The sequence below is a fragment of the Gymnodinialimonas sp. JB5-7 genome, from assembly GCF_055693405.1.
In genome coordinates this window covers 532,812-548,995 of sequence record NZ_JBVFUX010000012.1, presented here as the reverse complement: position 1 = coordinate 548,995, position 16,184 = coordinate 532,812, and the positions used below count along the sequence as shown (strand labels likewise).

The following is a 16,184-nucleotide window of genomic DNA, read 5'->3' as shown; positions in this document are numbered from 1 at the left end:
TGCATCTGCGCAACAGGAGATTCCCATGTCCAAGGTCATCGATTTTCAGACCGACCCCTCCAAATACCGCCACTGGCGGGTGGATTATGACGGCTCGGTTGCGACCCTGACGATGGATGTGGACGAGACCGGCGGCCTGTTCGAGGGCTATGAGCTGAAGCTGAATTCCTACGATCTGGGCGTTGATATCGAGCTGAATGACATCGTGCAGCGGATGCGGTTCGAGCATCCGGAGGTGAAGGTCGTGGTGATGCAGTCGGGCAAGGACAAGGTGTTCTGTGCGGGGGCGAATATCCGCATGCTTGGTGGCGCGGCCCATTCGCACAAGGTGAATTTCTGCAAGTTCACCAACGAGACGCGGAACAGCTACGAGGCCGCGGAGGCAGAATCCGGGCAGAAGTACATCGCGGCCATCAAAGGCGCGTGCGCGGGCGGCGGGTATGAACTGGCGCTGGCGTGCAACCACCTGATGCTGGTGGACGATGCGACGTCTTCCGTCTCGCTGCCGGAAGTGCCGCTGCTTGCCGTGTTGCCCGGCACCGGCGGGCTGACCCGGGTGACTGACAAGCGCAAGGTGCGGCGCGATTTGGCGGACGTTTTCTGTGCGACGGAAGAGGGCGTGAAAGGCAAGCGGGCCGTTGACTGGCGGCTGGTGGATGAGGCCGTGCCGAACAGTCGGTTTGATGAGGTTGTGGCTGAACGTGCTGCGGAATTTGCGGCGGCGAGCGACAAGGCGGACGCCACTGGAATTGAGCTTGGCCCGCTTGCGAAGGCCGTGGCCGACGATGGCTCGCTTTCCTACACGCTGGTCGAAGTGCAAGTGGATCGCGCGGCCCGCACCGCCACGATCACATTGAGCGGGCCGGAGGGTGAGGCCCCCGCCGACATGGACGCGGTGCAGGCGCAGGGCGATCAGGGATACATGCTGCGCCTCGCACGTGAGTTCGAGGATGCGATCCTGCATCTGCGTTTGAATGAAATGGAATGTGGGTTGTGGACGTTGCGAACGCAGGGCGACCCGGAAGCGGTTGCAGCCCATGAGGCGCTTTTGCGGGAAAATGCGGATCACTGGCTGGCCAACGAGATCCGGCACTACTGGAAGCGCGTCCTCAAGCGCCTTGATGTGACCTCGCGCAGTCTGGTGACGCTGGTTGAACACGGCTCCTGCTTTGCAGGTGTGCTGGCCGAGCTGATCTGGGCCGCGGACCGCAGCTACATGATGGAAGATGAGTTTGAGGGCGACAATCGCCCGATGGCCACGATCACGCTGACGCCTGATAACTTTGGCACCTATCCGATGGGCAATGACCTGACGCGCCTGCAAACGCGGTTCTTGGCGACACCGGAAGCGGTTGAGGCCATGCGGGACGAGATCGGTAACCCGTTGGAGGCCGAAGAAGCTGAAGAGCATGGCCTTGTGACGATGATCATGGACGATATCGACTGGGAGGATGAGATCCGGATCATCCTTGAAGAGCGTGCCTCGTTCAGCCCCGACGCGATGACGGGCATGGAGGCGAACCTGCGGTTTGCGGGACCCGAGACGATGGAGACACGCATCTTCGGGCGCCTGACCGCGTGGCAAAACTGGATTTTCAACCGACCCAACGCGGTTGGCGAAAACGGCGCACTACAGCGCTACGGCTCGGGCATCCGGGGCGACTACAACATGGAACGGGTGTAACCGAGGCCTCTTAGAGGTTCGGCCTGTTCAAATCTTCTAGAAGATTTGGGAGCAAGACATGACCGCACAAGACATTTCGTACGATACCAAGATCCCCAACAATGTGGGCCTGTCCAGTGACCGCAAGGTCCTGAAGGCGCTGGAGAAATGGCACCCGGGATACCTGGATTGGTGGAACCGCCTGATCCCGCAGAACTTCCAGGAAAGTCGATGGTCTATCTGCGGACAGCTGTGTCGGTCGACCCTAAGGGGTGGGCGAAATTCGACTACGTGAAAATGCCCGAATATCGCTGGGGTGTTCTGCTGGCCCCCGCCGTTGAAGGCCGCACGATCCCGATGGGCGAACATGCCGGTCAGCCTGCCTGGCAGGAAGTGCCGGGCGAATACCGGAATATGCTGAAACGTCTGATCGTGATCCAGGGCGATACTGAGCCGGGCTCGGTCGAACAGCAACGCTTCCTCGGCCTAACGGCGCCGTCGCTTTACGACATGCGCAACCTGTTTCCAGGTGAATGTGGAAGAAGGGTCGCCACCTCTGGGCGATGGTCTACCTGCTGCAGAAGTATTTCGGCAAGGATGGCCGGGAGGAAGCGGATGATCTGCTGCGCCGGTCGTCCGGCTCGGACGAAGCGCCACGGATGCTCGGCGCGTTCAATGAGGAAACGCCGGATTGGCTGAGCTTCTTCATGTTCACCTATTTCACGGACCGTGACGGCAAGATGCAGCTTGAGTCGCTGGCGCAGTCGGGGTTTGACCCGCTCAGCCGCACCTGCCGCTTCATGTTGACCGAGGAAGCGCACCACATGTTTGTGGGTGAGACGGGCGTCAGTCGCATCGTGCAGCGCACCTGCGAGGCGATGAAAGAGGCCGGGATTACGGACCCCTATGACATCGGCCGCGTGCGTGATCTGGGTGTGATCGACCTGCCGACGATCCAGAAGAAGCTGAACCTGCACTATTCCCTGTCGCTCGATCTGTTCGGGCAAGAGGTTTCGACCAACGCGGCCAATGCATTCAACGCGGGCATCAAGGGTCGCTATATGGAGCAGCGGATCGATGATGATCACAAGCTGACGGACGCCACTTACGTGGTGAAGGTGCTGGAAGACGGCAAGATTTTCGACAAGGAAGTGCCCGCGTTGACGGCGATCAACATGCGGCTGCGGGATGATTACATCCGCGACGCCTCGGGCGGCCTTACGGCGCTGGAACAAGACGATCCAGAAGACCGGCGTTGAGTTTGAGCTGAAGCTGCCGGATCAGGCGTTCCACCGCCAGATCGGCGTGTTCAGCGCAATAAAGGCGAACCCGGAAGGCGCGTTGATCTCCAACGAGGAATGGGCCGCCAATGTCGACAAATGGCTGCCCACGAAAGAGGACGGCGCCTATATCCAGTCGCTGATGGTACCGTGCTACGAGCCCGGTGAATTTGCTGGCTGGATTGCGCCGCCCAAACAGGGGATCGACAACAAGCCTGGCGATTTCGAATACGTTAAATTGCATATGGCCTGAGGGCCTACGGGACGCGCCTTCAGGCGCGTCCGACAAAAGGAAAAGCGCGATGAATATCCACTTTCTCTACGGTACCGAAACCAGCACGGCCGAGATCCTGTGCGAGGATATCGAGGCCGATCTGGGCGACGGTTTCGACTGCACCATCACGTCGCTGGGTGACATTGATCCTGCCGATCTGGACGGGGAGACGTTCTACTTTGTTGTCACCTCGACCTACGGCAATGGCGATCTGCCCATGGCGGCACAGCCGTTTTACGACAAGCTGGAGGCGGAGAAGCCTGACCTGTCTCACGTGAAATTCGCGATCTTCGGTTTGGGCGACATGGTTTTCTCGGAAACGTTTGCGTTCGGCTCAAAGATCATGATGGAGAAGCTGGTGGAATGTGGGGCCAAGATGGTGGGCGAACGCGGCATCCACGATGCCTCCTCCCCCGATCTGCCGGAAGATATCGCCGTGCCATGGGCGCAGGAGATCATGGGGCTCGCCAAGGCTGAGGCCGCCTGAATGCAACGCCGCCCCGAGACGGCCCTCGTGCATGACATCCGTGTCACTTGGGGCGATTGCGACCCGGCGCGGATCGCGTATACCGCGCGGCTGCCGTGGTTCGCGCTGGATGCGATCAACGCCTGGTGGGCGACGCATTATGCTGATGCGGGCTGGTTCGAGATGGAGTTGGATCGCAATGTCGGCACGCCGTTCGTGCGGATGGAGATGGATTTCAAAAGCCCCGTCACTCCGCGCCATATCCTGCACTGCCACACCTGGCCGTCAGCCCTTGGCACCAAGTCGATCACCTTCCGCGTCGACGGCGTCCAGGATGGTACGACTTGTTTCGAGGGCGCGTTCACCTGCGTCTTCATCATTGCCGATCAGTTCAAGTCGCGCCCCGCGCCCGACGATATCCGCACCCTTGTTGAGGCTCATATCCCGACATGACAGACCAATCCGGCCATCCGCCCGTTGCCAGCGATAGCGCTGTAATCGCCCTGCAAGCGCAGGTCGGGGATCGCGTGCGCGCGGCGCGTGCGGCCAAAGGCATGTCCCGTCGTGTGTTGTCGGAAGCGTCGGGCGTCTCGCCCCGCTACCTGGCGCAGCTTGAAAGCGGGGAAGGCAATATCTCCATCGGTTTGTTGCTGCGCGTGGCCTCCGCGCTTGATTTGCCCATCGAGGCTCTCGTGGCGCGGCAGACGCTGAGCCCGGATTGCGCGCGGATCGCGGCCGCCTTTGCCCGTGCGGATACGGACACGCAAGCGCGTGTGCAGGCGCTGCTGCACCAGGCGGATGCCGAAAAGGCCAACCGCATCTGCCTGATCGGCCTGCGCGGGGCCGGCAAGTCGACTCTTGGGGCCGCTCTGGCACAGGCACGCGGCGTGCCTTTCATCGAACTCAACAAGCAGATTGAGGCTGCTGGTGGCATGCCCGTGGCTGAGATCATGGCGCTTTATGGCGCGGACGGCTATCGCCAGCTTGAGGCTGACGCCCTTGATGCCATCGTGGCCGAGCAGGACCGCGCCATCGTTGCGGTGGGTGGCGGGATCGTTGATGAGGCGCGGACGTTTACCGCCCTTCTGTCGCGGTTTCACACGATCTGGGTCAAAGCCACGCCGGAGGAGCATATGGCACGCGTCCGGGCCCAAGGTGACACCCGCCCCATGGACGGCAACCCACAGGCCATGGCGCAGCTGCGCTTGATCCTGACCGGGCGCGAGGCGGAATATGGTCGTGCCGATGCCGTGCTCGACACCTCCGGCGCGTCGTTGTCCGCGTCCGTGACCGATCTGCTTGCCCTTGTTGACCAACACGCATTCCTGCCCCTGGAGCCATGATGAGCCTTTCTATGCGCGCCGACGGCCTGACCGGCTTCGTCACCCTCGATAATCCGCCCGTCAACGCGATCGGCAAGGCGATGCGCGAAGGGCTGATGGAAGCCGTGACCTGGGCCGAGCGCGAGAATTTCGACCGTGTGATCGTGACTGGGGCCGGGCGTGCTTTCGCCGCTGGCGCCGATGCAAAGGAATTCGACGGTGCGGCTTTGGAGCCGTTTTTGCCCGATGTTTGCGATGCCATAGAACGCAGCTTTCGTGCCGTGGATCGCCGCGATCAACGGCGTCGCCTTGGGCGGCGGTGCCGAAATCGCGCTGGCGTGCCGAATGCGCATCGCCGGGCCAAAGGCGCAGATCGGCCTGCCGGAAGTCACCCTTGGGGTGATCCCCGGCGCGGGCGGTACGCAGCGGGCCATGCGGCTGTGCGGATTGGATAAGGCGCTCGACATGATCGCGTTCGGGCGGCCCTTGCGCGCTATCGATGCGCTCAAGGCTGGGCTTATCCATGCGGTCGAAGATGATCCGGTCGAGGCCGCCGACATGATCAACACCGAGGAACTGCAATGCGTGGTTCCCACGTGGGAACTGCCCGCGCCCGCCCATGACGAAGCGGCGTTTGCAGCGATCCGCGAAAGGCTCGCCCAACGCTCCCCTGGTCAAATTGCGCCGCTGCGCGCGGTTGAGGTGATCGAACAGGGGCTTTCGCTGCCCTTTGCCGAGGCGATGAAGCAGGAACGTGCCGCGTTCATGGACCTCAAGCAAGGGGACCAATCCCGCGCACTTCGCCATATGTTCTTTGCTGAGCGGGCCGCGAAGCCGCCAAAGAATTTCTCCGCCGCGCCAGAGCTGACAGAAATCGCCGTGGTTGGCGGCGGGACAATGGGGGCGGGCATCGCCTATGCATGCCTGTCGATTGGGCTTCCGGTCACTTTGTTGGAAACGGATCAGGATGGCGTTGACCGGGCCGAGGCGAATATCGGCAAGTTGATCCAGTCCGGCATGGACCGCGGGCGCCTGTCTGCAGATGGCGCGGAGGCGCTGCGCGACCGGCTGACCGCAACGACCGACTACGGCAAGGCCGCCAATGCGCCGCTCGCCATCGAGGCTGCTTTTGAGGATATGGAGGTCAAGAAGGCCATCTTCGCCCAACTCGACGCGGCCTTGTCACCCGCGGCGGTTTTGGCCACCAACACGTCTTACCTTGATGTAGACGAGATTGCGGCCTCCACACGGGATCCGTCCCGTGTTCTTGGCCTCCACTTCTTCGCGCCGGCCCATATCATGCGTCTGCTCGAGATTGTGAAGGGCGCGCAGACCTCGGAACATGCCTTGGCCACGGGGTACGCCCTTGGCAAATTGCTCAAGAAGGTGCCGGTTTTGGCGGGTGTCTGTGACGGGTTCATCGGCAACCGCATCTATTCGCGCTATCGCGAGGCGGCGGATACCGTCTTCATGGATGGCTCGACCCCATGGGAAGTCGATGAGGCGATGGAGAATTTCGGCTATGCCATGGGCCCCTATGAGGTCGCCGACCTCTCCGGCCTCGACATCGGCTATGCCGCGCGGCGCAGAGCAAGATGCGACCCGAGACCCCAACAGGCGCTACATCCCCATTGCGGATCGCATGGTGGAGCTTGGCAAGCTTGGCAAAAAAGTCGGGGCCGGCTGGTATCGTTATCCCGGGGGCGGTGGCAAGGTCGAAGATCCGATCGTGGCCGATCTGGCGCTGGAAGAGGCGCATTTTGCGGGCATCGAACGGACCGAATATGACGAAGCGCAGATTATTGAGCGTTTGACATTGGCCATGATCAACGAGGCTGCGGATGTGCTGGCCGAGGGCATCGCGCAGTCTGCGGCCGACATTGATCTGGTCACGGTCTTTGGCTACGGCTTCCCGCGCTGGCGCGGTGGTTTGATGCACTATGCCGACACGCTTGGCGTGCCACATATCGTGGAACGGATCACGGCGTTGCAGGCCGAAGACCCGGTTGCGTGGAAGCTGTCACCGGTCCTCGCAGACTGCGCCGAACGCGGTTTGCCCCTTTCGCAATGGTCGCGGGGTTAGGTGCGCCCTGCCCATCTTTGTTCCATGAAAATGCCCGCCGGAGGCGTCCCGAACGCGCTGTTTGCGCTACGGGTTCAGGGAATGTGGGGCGCCCCGAAACACGCCACGTCAATCGTTAATACTTTTCGAAACTGGTTTTGGATCAGCTGCTTAACCCCGCTTATCAACCTTGATAAGCGCCCTCAACGCACCCGGATTGGTAGGGACGTGTAGCCCCTGAACCGCGCCAGCCCCAAACGCTCTCGTGCGCCGGAGGCGGCCAGGTTCGGGAACCGCTCGATGAACCGCCCCAAAGCAATCTTCCCCTCCATCCGTGCAAGGCTTGCGCCGAGGCAGACATGGATGCCGGTGATGAAGGCGATGTGCGGGTTCGGTTTGCGCGCGATGTCGAATGTGTCGGGGTCCTCAAAGACGTTCGGATCCCGGTTCGCCGCTGCAATCGAGGTGTGAATATAGGTGCCCTTCGGAACCATGTGCCCTGATGGCAGAGCAATGTCCTCAGCCGCCAAGCGGTTGCCGATCTGGAGCGGACTTTCGACGCGCAAGCATTCCTCGATGGCCGTTCCGATCAGGGCTGGATCGTCCAGAAGGCGTCGATGCTGGTCGGGGTGATCGAGGAACAGGCCAATGGAGTTTCCGACAAGAGACGTGGTCGTTTCGTGCCCGGCATTCAGCAGGAAGATGCAATTCTGGACGAGTTCTTCTTGTGTCAGACGCCGGCCATCGTGTTCGCCAAAGATCAGCGCTTCCAGCACCTCACCTTCACCCGCGCTATCCGGGTTTGCGCGTCGATGATCAATCAGCTCCGACAGGATTGCGCCGAAATCTTCCACCGCCTTGTTGCCCGCTGCCATCCGCTCTGGCGGAACCACCGGGTCCAACGCGCCCAGGATCGCTATGGAATAGCCCCGTAACTCGGCGCGATAGTCGTCGGGCACGCCCAACATGAAGCTGATGATTTCGGTGGGCAGCATCATCGCGAAATCCGCAATCAGATCGAGTTCGCCGAGATCTTCAACGCGGTCCAGAAGGCGTTCCACGATGCCCTCAATCAAGCGCTCCATCTCGGCCAGTTTGCGTGGCGTGAACGCCCCGGCAATCAGCTTGCGGACCGTGGTGTGATAGGGCGGATCGTTGAAAATCAGGCTCGTCGTGTGATGGACCTTGAGCGGGCATTCCCCGAACTTTGCACCAAACGCTTCGGTCTTGTCGGAGAGCATGTTGCGGGAGCGATAGGTCGCAAGGCAATCGTCATGGCGCGTTAGAAAAACGGATCCATCTGCATTGTGGTGAACCGGATCGTCACGGCGCAATTGCGCAAGCGTGGGGTAGGGGTATTCGATGAACGCGGCATCAATCGCATTCAAATCGAAGCCGGAAATGTCGAGCATGGTGGCGCCTCCGTTCCGGAAATATTGCAGCAAAAGCCGTGAGATAACAAGGAGAAGACGTGCATCACGCAGTGCGGCTGTCCATCTGCGAAAAGCGAGATGTAAACAAAAGTTGACACATTAAGTGGATACCGTGGTATACATATGGGGAGCGTGAGGGGAAGCCTCCGGATCGGCTGATTCCCTCCTCCGCTCAGGTGGAGAGACCTGACGTGACGACCCATTTCGATGAGACCCGCAGCAGACGCGGCAAGGTGACTTCGCATGATCCTGAGGCCCTGGCGGACCAGGACGGGATCAGCGACCTAGCAGCGCTCGCTTTGGCAAAACTTGCAGCGGGACCAAGGGAGGCCGAACTTTCGGCAGACGCTATGGCTGCTCTTCCAAATCCGAGTGTGAGTGCAATGGCACGCCTTCTGGCTGATGCCGAAAGCGACGATGCGGAGGCCATGGTTGATGATCTGATGAACGCAGGGCTGACAGTGCGTGATCTTTGTCTGTCCTATTTTGCGCCTGCCGCGCGGGAACTTGGGCGGCTTTGGGATTGCGACAAGCTGCCTTTCACCGAAGTTGCGATGGCGAGCGCGCGCATGCATGCGATCTTGCGAAACTTGCCGGGTGGTGAGGCTCCGCGGCTGACGGGTAATGTGCAGGAAGCCTTGTTCGTTGCGACGCCAGGAGAAACCCATACGTTGGGTGTGCTTATGGCCGCTGATCATTTTCGCCGTCTGGGGTGGGATGTGAGTGCATTGGTTGGGTTGGACCATGACACCCTGGTGCGGCAGATCCTGTCCGATGACAGACCGGTGCTGGGTATCAGCTGCGCAGGATCGTTGACGATGGATGCGTTGAACCGGCTTATCGCCGACGTGCACGCACGTCGGCCGGCGCTGGCCATTGTCGTGGCGGGCGCGGTCACTCAAGACCCATTGGCCCTGGCGCAAATACCTTTCTACGATGGTGTTATTGACGGATTGGAGACGGCGGTGTCCGATCTGGACACGGCGCTTGATTTCGCGAAAGCACGCTACGAAGAGCGCGCGATGTCAAACGCGACTTAACGGGCGTCAATCGGACGACCTCTGAACTCTTCACTTTCGTAGAATGCGTCCAGGGTCTGATTGGCCTCGGGCACGTAAGGGCCAAGCGCGGTTGCCGTTTGAATCCGGTCCAGGCGGAACATCCTGAAGTCTTTGCGCAATTCGCACCATGCAACCAATGTCCAAACAGCGCCCCAAAACCACAGGCCGAGGGGGCGGATCGGGCGTTCGGTGCGGGCACCTTTTTCGTCGGCATAGTCTAGCATGACCCGCTCTGGCGCGCGAATTGCGGCTTCCACCGTGTCGATTGTGATGCGGGTCTGGGCGTCCATCGGTCGGCTGGCCCATGCCTTGAATTGCAACCTGTCAGCCTTGTCGCGCGTCGCTTCAGGGATCACACCGGTGATCTTTTCCAGAGCTTGTTGCGCCCCGCGGGCCATGCTTGTCCCGCCCCAGGTTTGCACCATGCGGGCGCCCACGCTGAGGGCGATGATTTCCTCTTCAGTAAACATGAGCGGCGGAAGGTCGTAGCCATCGCGCATCATGTAGCCCAGGCCTGCCTCACCCTCGACTGGAACGCCAGAGCCCTGAAGGTGGGCTATGTCGCGGTAGATTGTGCGTTCGGAGACTTCCATGGCCTCGGCCAATTCTCGTGCCGTGGTCAGTTTGCCGGGGCGAAGGCGATCAATCAGACGGAAGAGGCGGTCAGCGCGGCGCATGGGGGCGTTTCTACCTTGGGTTGAGGCTGTGCGATAGGGATACGGGCGTGCGGGCCGCACTCTCGCGACCCGCCAGGAGCGTTAGGCTGCCTGTTGCTTGGCGTTGAAATTGAAAAAGCCGATGGAATTTCCGTCCGGGTCGCGCGCGTAAAAGAACGCGCCGGACGGGATCGGGATGTCGGGGCTTTCAACCGTGCCGCCCGCCGCCGTGATCCTTTCGCGCATGGCGTCGAGGTCCGGTGGGGCCATGAGATGAATGGTATTCCCGTCACGGGACGGTGTCCCCGGGTAAAGGTGGCCGCCGATGCCGGGATCTTCGTCGTTGTGGGGGAAGAAGACGACGGGGTTCGGGCCCATGTCGTCGGTAATGGCAAGCTCGGTTTGCAGGACAGCGGAGTAGAATTTGCGCGCCGCTTCAAGGTCTGAGACCGCGATTTCGAACCAGCAGCCAGGGTTCATGCAAGTATGTGACATGTGTATCGCTCCATCTGAGGTTGTGATGGAGCGGGTCTAGCACCCCCTCCTGACAGGGTTGTGTCAGGAGCGTGTCGGAGGGTTCTGCTTTCTAGGAATTTCGCTCAGGCGTCGCTCAGATCCAGCTCTGCCACGGGGATGATCGGGAAGAACGTGCCGTCCGACCAGACGCCAAACATCTCGGTCCCGTCTACTTCATGTGCCTCGCCCATATCGACCAGGCGGTAAAAGCTTTTGCGGTCGATCAGCGCCTCCAGCCCCGCACGAACATGGACGTAGGGCGAGGGCTCACCCGCCTCGTCGCGATCAACGCGAATGACATGGTCTTGTCCCGCGACCACCGTGTCGCCGACATTTGTGGTGAAGGAGATGGACTGCCCCGGGCCTTCGCCGATGGCTTCGATGTCGACCGCCACAAAGGGGGCATCTTCCACGCGGATGCCGACCTTTTCGACGGGGGTGACGAGGAAATACTTGCCGTCCTCCAGCTTCAGGATCGTGGAGAACAGACGCACCAGCGGCTTTCGGCCAATCGGCGTGCCTTCGTAGAACCAAGTGCCGTCGCGTTTGATCTCCATATCCAGATCACCGCAAAAGTCGGGGTTCCACAGGTGAACCGGGGGCAATTTGCCCTGTTTCTGGGCATCCTGCGCTGCTTTGAGCAGTTGATCTGTTGCCGGGTTCATCGCGGCCCTCCCTTACGCACGCGCTTTCACGATCATTTGTCCGCCTTTGGCTTTTGCCATTTGTGGTCGGCGGCATAGGTCTCTACCTATTACATGCATATTTAACGTCCCAGCGGAGCATTGCCATGACCCCCCTGAACTTCCCGGCCCGCAGCTGATCGCCGATATCGAATCCCTGGGGGCCAAATTGGGGGAGGCGAAGGCCTCGATCGGGCAACGGATCATCGGGCAGGAAAGTGTTGTGGAGCTGTCGCTGGCAGCGATGCTGTCGGGCGGCCATGCGCTGTTGATGGGGTTGCCGGGCCTTGGGAAGACTCTGCTGGTGGACACGCTTTCGACGGTCATGGGGCTTTCGGCCAACCGGGTTCAATTCACACCCGATCTGATGCCGGCGGATATCCTCGGCTCGGAAGTGCTTGAAACAGCAGATGATGGATCGCGCAATTTCCGGTTTCTCGAGGGGCCGATCTTTTGCCAGCTGTTGATGGCCGATGAGATCAACCGCGCCTCGCCGCGGACGCAGTCGGCGCTCTTGCAAGCGATGCAGGAACGGGAAGTGACCATTGCTGGCGAGCACAGGCCGCTGCCTGCGCCGTTTCATGTTCTGGCAACGCAGAACCCAATTGAGCAAGAAGGGACCTATCCGCTGCCCGAAGCGCAGTTGGACCGATTCCTTGTGAAAATCGATGTGCCGTACCCCGACCGGGAGACGGAGCGCGGTATTTTGATCGCAACGACCGGCACGGAAGAAGCCGTTTCACGCGAGGTGTTCAGTGGCGAAGAGCTGATCAGGGCGCAACAGGTTGTGCGCCAGATGCCGGTGGGCGAAGCGGTTGTTGAGCTGATCCTTGATCTTGTGCGGGCCTGTCGCCCGGATGAGGCGGATGCACCGGACGTTGTGAAGAATGCCGTGGCCTGGGGGCCGGGCCCCCGCGCGGCACAGGCATTGATGCTGACGTCGCGGGCGCGCGCGCTCTTGGACGGGCGGCTTTCCCCGTCGGCGGACGATGTGGCAGCGCTTGCCCGTCCTGTTCTGTCACATCGCATGGCGCTGACCTTCGCGGCCCGTGCAGAGGGTGCGGTCTTGGAGCAGGTCATTGACGAAGTGACAGCGCGCGTGACCCGGATCGAGGCCGCCGCTTGAGCGAACTTTCCCTTCATACTCCGGACACGCTGCGATCCCGATCAGAGGCGGTTGCAGCCTCCATGCCGGCCCTCTTGGCAGATGCGCAGCATCTGGCGGCGTCGGTTCTGTTGGGGGTTCACGGCCGCAAGCGTGCGGGGACGGGGGATGAATTCTGGCAATATCGCCCGGCAGAAGCGGGTGACAGTTACCGCGCGATAGATTGGCGGCGATCAGCACGCTCTGACGGGCATTTCCTGCGGCAGACGGAATGGCAAGCGGCACAAGCGGTTATGATCGGCGTCGATGACGCAGCCTCCATGACTTACTCTGGTGCCAAGTCCCGGCCATCGAAACTGCGGCGTGCGCAAACGCTTGCGATGGCGTTGGCCGTGATTGCCGTGCGGGGCGGAGAGCGCGTGGGGCTGACCCATCTGGCAGAGCCGCCACGCGGCGGGCAAGCGCAGCTGATGCGAATGGCAGCGGCGCTGATGGATGGTGAGGACCGACCGGAATATGGCGCGCCCAAGCCGCAGATGATGCCAAGCGGCGCGCGGGCGGTCTTCTTCAGTGATTTCCTGGGGGAGCCCGGTGCGATCGAAGAGGTGCTTGGCCGGTCCGCAGATCGCGGGGTCAAAGGCGCGTTGGTGATGGTTCTGGACCCGGACGAGGAAGCCTTTCCATTTGACGGGCGGACCCTGTTTGAATCGATGTCTGGCGCCATCCGGTTTGAGACGCTGAAGGCAAAATCCCTGCGTGAGGAATATCTGGCGCGGTTGGCCGCGCGGAAGGATGCACTGCGCGCGATGGCGCGGCGCACGGGTTGGCAGTTCCATGTACATCACACGGATGGCCCGGCTGAGCCTGCGCTGCTGTGGCTTTATCAAGTGTTGGAGCGGCAATGATCGGATCGCTCGCCTTCGCCACGCCGTTGCTGTTGCTGGCGCTGATCGCCTTGCCGGTTTTGTGGTGGCTGTTGCGCGCGGTGCCACCCGCGCCGATCCGGCGGCGGTTTCCCGGCATCGCGCTGCTGCTTGGGTTGAAGGACGATGAAAGCCAGACGGACAAAACGCCGTGGTGGTTGCTACTGCTGCGCATGTTGGCGGTTTCTGCTGCCATCATCGGCTTTGCTGGCCCGGTGCTGAACCCGCAAGTCGACCGTGCGGCGGGCGATGGGCCATTGCTGATTGTGATGGATGGGTCCTGGGCATCGGCCCGCGACTGGCAATCGCGTTTGGACCGGGCGGGTCTGCTTTTGGATGATGCCGGACGCGCCGGGCGCGAAGTGGCCGTTGTTCAGCTGACCGATTTGCCCGCTGGCGAGCTGGCCTTTCAGACGGCGGGCGCTTGGGCGCCGCGCGTGCCTACGTTCGAGCCCGCGCCTTTCGCCCCCGACATGGCGGCAGCCACAACATTGGCCGAGGCGCTGGAGGGCCCGATCGAGGTGTTCTGGTTCTCGGACGGCGTGGCCCATGATGGGCGTGCTGAGCTGACGAGCGGCTTTCGAAAGTCTTGGCTCTTTGTCGGTGTTCCAGGGCGACCGGGATCTGATTGCCCTTGCGCCGCCAAGGTTCGAGGATGGCGCGGTCCGAGCGGATTTGTCCCGGATCGGATCGGACACGCCGCGCGATGTCGCGGTTATGGCGTATGGGCTGGACCCTTCCGGTTTGCCCCGCGACCTGGCGCAGGCAAGCGCCACCTTCGAACCGGGTGCGATGGTCGCTCAGGTCGAGTTCGACCTACCGCCGGAATTGCGCAACCGCATCACCCGTTTTGAGCTGAGCTCTGAGCGCCATGCGGGCGCCGTGGCGCTGACCGACGATGCATTGCAGCGTCGTCAGGTGGCCCTGATTTCCGGCGGGGCGGAGGATGAACAGCAAGCGCTTCTTTCGCCGCTGCACTATCTGCGCGAAGCGTTGGAGCCGACCGCCGACCTCATGGAAGGCGCTCTGTCGGATATCCTCGTCGCGTCGCCTGATGTGATCATGATGGCGGACGTGGCCACTTTTGCGTCCGAGGAAGAGCAGGCCCTGATTGAATGGGTCGAAGGCGGCGGATTGTTGGTACGGTTTGCGGGAACGCGTCTGGCAGGATCCGATGTCGCACGGGATGAAGCCGGACCGTTGATGCCGGTGCGGTTGCGCATCGGCGGGCGAACAGTCGGTGGCGCCATGTCTTGGGGGAGCCAAAATCGCTGGAGCCCTTCGCCGAGGGAACGCCCTTTTTCGGCCTATCGATTCCGGAAGATGTTGAGGTCACCAGCCAGGTTGTGGCGCAGCCCGACCCAACGCTTAGCGAACGCACGATTGCCAGCCTTTCGGACGGCACGCCCCTTGTGACCCGCGCGTCCTTGGGCCAGGGCAGTGTCGTTTTGTTTCATGTAACGGCGAATGCTGAGTGGTCGACTCTGCCGTTGTCGGGTCTTTTCGTGCAGATGCTTGAACGGTTGGCCGTGTCAACCCGCCCGGTTGCGCCCGATGTCGAGGATTTGGAAGGCACCGTCTGGACACCGGAAGAGGTGTTGGATGGCTACGGCGTCCTACGCGACGCCGGGACGCGGCCCGGTGTGCTGGGTGAGGATTTGGCGACGGCGCCGCTATCGGCGGAGTTGCTGCCAGGGCTTTATTCCGGTGAAGATCGGCGGCTGGCGCGCAACGTGATGGCGCAAGGAATGGCCCTTGCCGCGGCGCAATGGCCCGCGAGTGTTCCGGTGGAAGGAATGGTTGTTGTGGAGCCCACCGACCTGATGGCGGCGTTCCTGACCGGTGCTTTGGTCCTGTTGCTGATTGATGCAATTGCGGCGCTTTGGCTAGCTGGTCGGCTGGGTGGATTGACTCGCGCGGCAATGGTATTGGCCGCTTTGTCGCTTCCGCAGGGCGCGGATGCGCAGGGCCTTTCGGTGGAAGAGGAGCTTGCGCTATTGGCCACTTCCGAGGCGACCCTCGCCTACGTCTTAACGGGCGATGCCGATGTTGATGAGACCTCGCGCGCTGGTTTGCAGGGGCTTTCCAACACGCTTTATCAACGCACCAGTGTAGAGCCCGCCCCACCGCTTGGCATTGATCTTGAGCTGGATGAGCTGGCCTTTTTCCCGATGATCTACTGGCCGATCACGCCGAACCAGGACATCCCTTCGGCGGCGGCCTATCGTCGCCTGAACGATTATCTGCGCGGGGGTGGGATGATCGTGTTCGACACGCGCGATGCCCATGTCGGGCGGTTCGGGTCCGGCACGCCAGAGGGCCGACGGCTACAGTTGATTGCGGCACCGCTTGATATTCCGCCGCTGGAGCCGATCCCGGATGATCATGTTCTGACGCGCACCTTCTACTTGCTGCAGGACTTTCCCGGCCGTCACATCAGCCGCGATGTCTGGGTTGAAGCCGCTCCCGCCGATGCGGAGCAAATCGAGGGCATGCCCTTCCGCAATCTCAACGACGGGGTCACGCCGGTTTTGATCGGCGGGAATGATTGGGCTGCGGCCTGGGCGCAGGATGAAAGCGGGCGGCCGATGTTCCCGGTGGGTCGCGGACAGACCGGCGAGCGCCAGCGCGAGATTGCCCTGCGCTTTGGAGTGAACCTTGTGATGCACGTCCTGTCGGGCAACTACAAAAGCGATCAGGTGCACGTGCCCGCGCTTTTGGATCGGTTGGGGCAATAACC

The 16,184-nt window shown here is 61.7% G+C and carries 17 protein-coding genes and 2 pseudogenes; 15 read left to right on the top strand and 4 right to left on the bottom strand.

Annotation, left to right across the window (positions count from 1 at the left end; genetic code table 11):
- Positions 1-25: 25 nt before the first annotated feature.
- The 11 genes and pseudogenes from boxC to ACZ1HK_RS10590 all read left to right on the top strand — a co-directional run bounded on the left by boxC (position 26) and on the right by ACZ1HK_RS10590 (position 7,088).
- Positions 26-1,684 carry a 2,3-epoxybenzoyl-CoA dihydrolase gene (boxC, locus tag ACZ1HK_RS10640; protein WP_472628698.1) on the top strand — a complete coding sequence of 553 codons (1,659 nt, stop codon included), beginning with the start codon at positions 26-28 and terminating at the stop codon, positions 1,682-1,684.
- A gap of 58 nt (positions 1,685-1,742) precedes the next feature.
- On the top strand, positions 1,743-1,958 hold the full coding sequence (locus tag ACZ1HK_RS10635) for a hypothetical protein (protein ID WP_472628697.1): 216 nt from the start codon (positions 1,743-1,745) through the stop codon (positions 1,956-1,958).
- Positions 1,959-2,196: 238 nt separating this feature from the next.
- Positions 2,197-2,922, top strand: coding sequence for a hypothetical protein (locus ACZ1HK_RS10630; protein WP_472628696.1), 726 nt, complete (start codon positions 2,197-2,199; stop codon positions 2,920-2,922).
- A complete protein-coding gene (locus ACZ1HK_RS10625; protein ID WP_472628695.1) occupies positions 2,852-3,196 on the top strand; it encodes a hypothetical protein in 345 nt (114 codons plus the stop codon). The genes ACZ1HK_RS10630 and ACZ1HK_RS10625 overlap by 71 nt, the downstream gene beginning before the upstream one ends.
- A gap of 49 nt (positions 3,197-3,245) precedes the next feature.
- Complete coding sequence (locus ACZ1HK_RS10620) at positions 3,246-3,704, top strand: flavodoxin domain-containing protein (protein ID WP_472628694.1); 459 nt, start codon at positions 3,246-3,248, stop codon at positions 3,702-3,704.
- The gene (locus ACZ1HK_RS10615) at positions 3,705-4,136 is read left to right on the top strand and encodes an acyl-CoA thioesterase (RefSeq protein ID WP_472628693.1); all 432 of its coding nucleotides are present in this window, start codon (positions 3,705-3,707) and stop codon (positions 4,134-4,136) included. It begins immediately after the preceding gene.
- Complete coding sequence (locus ACZ1HK_RS10610; RefSeq protein ID WP_472628692.1) at positions 4,133-5,026, top strand: helix-turn-helix transcriptional regulator; 894 nt, start codon at positions 4,133-4,135, stop codon at positions 5,024-5,026. Before ACZ1HK_RS10615 ends, ACZ1HK_RS10610 begins: the two co-directional genes overlap by 4 nt.
- Positions 5,023-5,460, top strand: a complete 438-nt coding sequence (locus ACZ1HK_RS10605; protein ID WP_472628691.1) for an enoyl-CoA hydratase-related protein — start codon at positions 5,023-5,025, stop codon at positions 5,458-5,460. Before ACZ1HK_RS10610 ends, ACZ1HK_RS10605 begins: the two co-directional genes overlap by 4 nt.
- Positions 5,345-6,346, top strand: a pseudogene (locus ACZ1HK_RS10600) (FAD-dependent oxidoreductase); the annotation flags it as partial. The gene ACZ1HK_RS10605 and the pseudogene ACZ1HK_RS10600, both read left to right, overlap by 116 nt.
- Positions 6,347-6,475: 129 nt before the next feature.
- Positions 6,476-6,793 (top strand): 3-hydroxyacyl-CoA dehydrogenase family protein, encoded by a 318-nt coding sequence (locus tag ACZ1HK_RS10595; protein ID WP_472630820.1) that lies wholly within the window; start codon positions 6,476-6,478, stop codon positions 6,791-6,793.
- Positions 6,735-7,088 carry a 3-hydroxyacyl-CoA dehydrogenase family protein gene (locus tag ACZ1HK_RS10590; RefSeq protein WP_472628690.1) on the top strand — a complete coding sequence of 118 codons (354 nt, stop codon included), beginning with the start codon at positions 6,735-6,737 and terminating at the stop codon, positions 7,086-7,088. Before ACZ1HK_RS10595 ends, ACZ1HK_RS10590 begins: the two co-directional genes overlap by 59 nt.
- A gap of 182 nt (positions 7,089-7,270) precedes the next feature.
- On the opposite strand, the gene ACZ1HK_RS10585 is transcribed toward ACZ1HK_RS10590, so the two are convergent.
- Complete coding sequence (locus ACZ1HK_RS10585) at positions 7,271-8,479, bottom strand: cytochrome P450 (RefSeq protein ID WP_472628689.1); 1,209 nt, start codon at positions 8,477-8,479, stop codon at positions 7,271-7,273.
- A gap of 212 nt (positions 8,480-8,691) precedes the next feature.
- Between ACZ1HK_RS10585 and ACZ1HK_RS10580 the strand changes: the two genes are divergently transcribed.
- Complete coding sequence (locus tag ACZ1HK_RS10580; protein ID WP_472628688.1) at positions 8,692-9,540, top strand: cobalamin B12-binding domain-containing protein; 849 nt, start codon at positions 8,692-8,694, stop codon at positions 9,538-9,540.
- Here the strand turns inward: ACZ1HK_RS10580 and ACZ1HK_RS10575 are convergent.
- The 3 genes from ACZ1HK_RS10575 to ACZ1HK_RS10565 all read right to left on the bottom strand — a co-directional run bounded on the left by ACZ1HK_RS10575 (position 9,537) and on the right by ACZ1HK_RS10565 (position 11,398).
- Positions 9,537-10,238, bottom strand: a complete 702-nt coding sequence (locus ACZ1HK_RS10575) for a helix-turn-helix transcriptional regulator (protein WP_472628687.1) — start codon at positions 10,236-10,238, stop codon at positions 9,537-9,539. The genes ACZ1HK_RS10580 and ACZ1HK_RS10575 overlap by 4 nt on opposite strands.
- An 81-nt stretch (positions 10,239-10,319) precedes the next feature.
- Entirely contained in the window at positions 10,320-10,712 is a 393-nt protein-coding gene (locus tag ACZ1HK_RS10570; protein WP_472628686.1) for a VOC family protein, read from the bottom strand.
- 104 nt (positions 10,713-10,816) lie between these two features.
- On the bottom strand, positions 10,817-11,398 hold the full coding sequence (locus ACZ1HK_RS10565) for a DUF1285 domain-containing protein (RefSeq protein WP_472628685.1): 582 nt from the start codon (positions 11,396-11,398) through the stop codon (positions 10,817-10,819).
- A 187-nt stretch (positions 11,399-11,585) separates the two neighbouring features.
- Here ACZ1HK_RS10565 and ACZ1HK_RS10560 point away from each other — a divergent pair, with 187 nt between their 5' ends.
- From ACZ1HK_RS10560 to ACZ1HK_RS10550, 3 genes and pseudogenes are all read left to right on the top strand, one after another.
- Complete coding sequence (locus ACZ1HK_RS10560) at positions 11,586-12,542, top strand: AAA family ATPase (RefSeq protein WP_472628684.1); 957 nt, start codon at positions 11,586-11,588, stop codon at positions 12,540-12,542.
- 62 nt (positions 12,543-12,604) lie between these two features.
- Positions 12,605-13,426, top strand: coding sequence for a DUF58 domain-containing protein (locus ACZ1HK_RS10555; RefSeq protein ID WP_472628683.1), 822 nt, complete (start codon positions 12,605-12,607; stop codon positions 13,424-13,426).
- Positions 13,423-16,182: pseudogene (locus tag ACZ1HK_RS10550) on the top strand (DUF4159 domain-containing protein). The gene ACZ1HK_RS10555 and the pseudogene ACZ1HK_RS10550 overlap by 4 nt, the downstream one beginning before the upstream one ends.
- Positions 16,183-16,184: the final 2 nt, after the last annotated feature.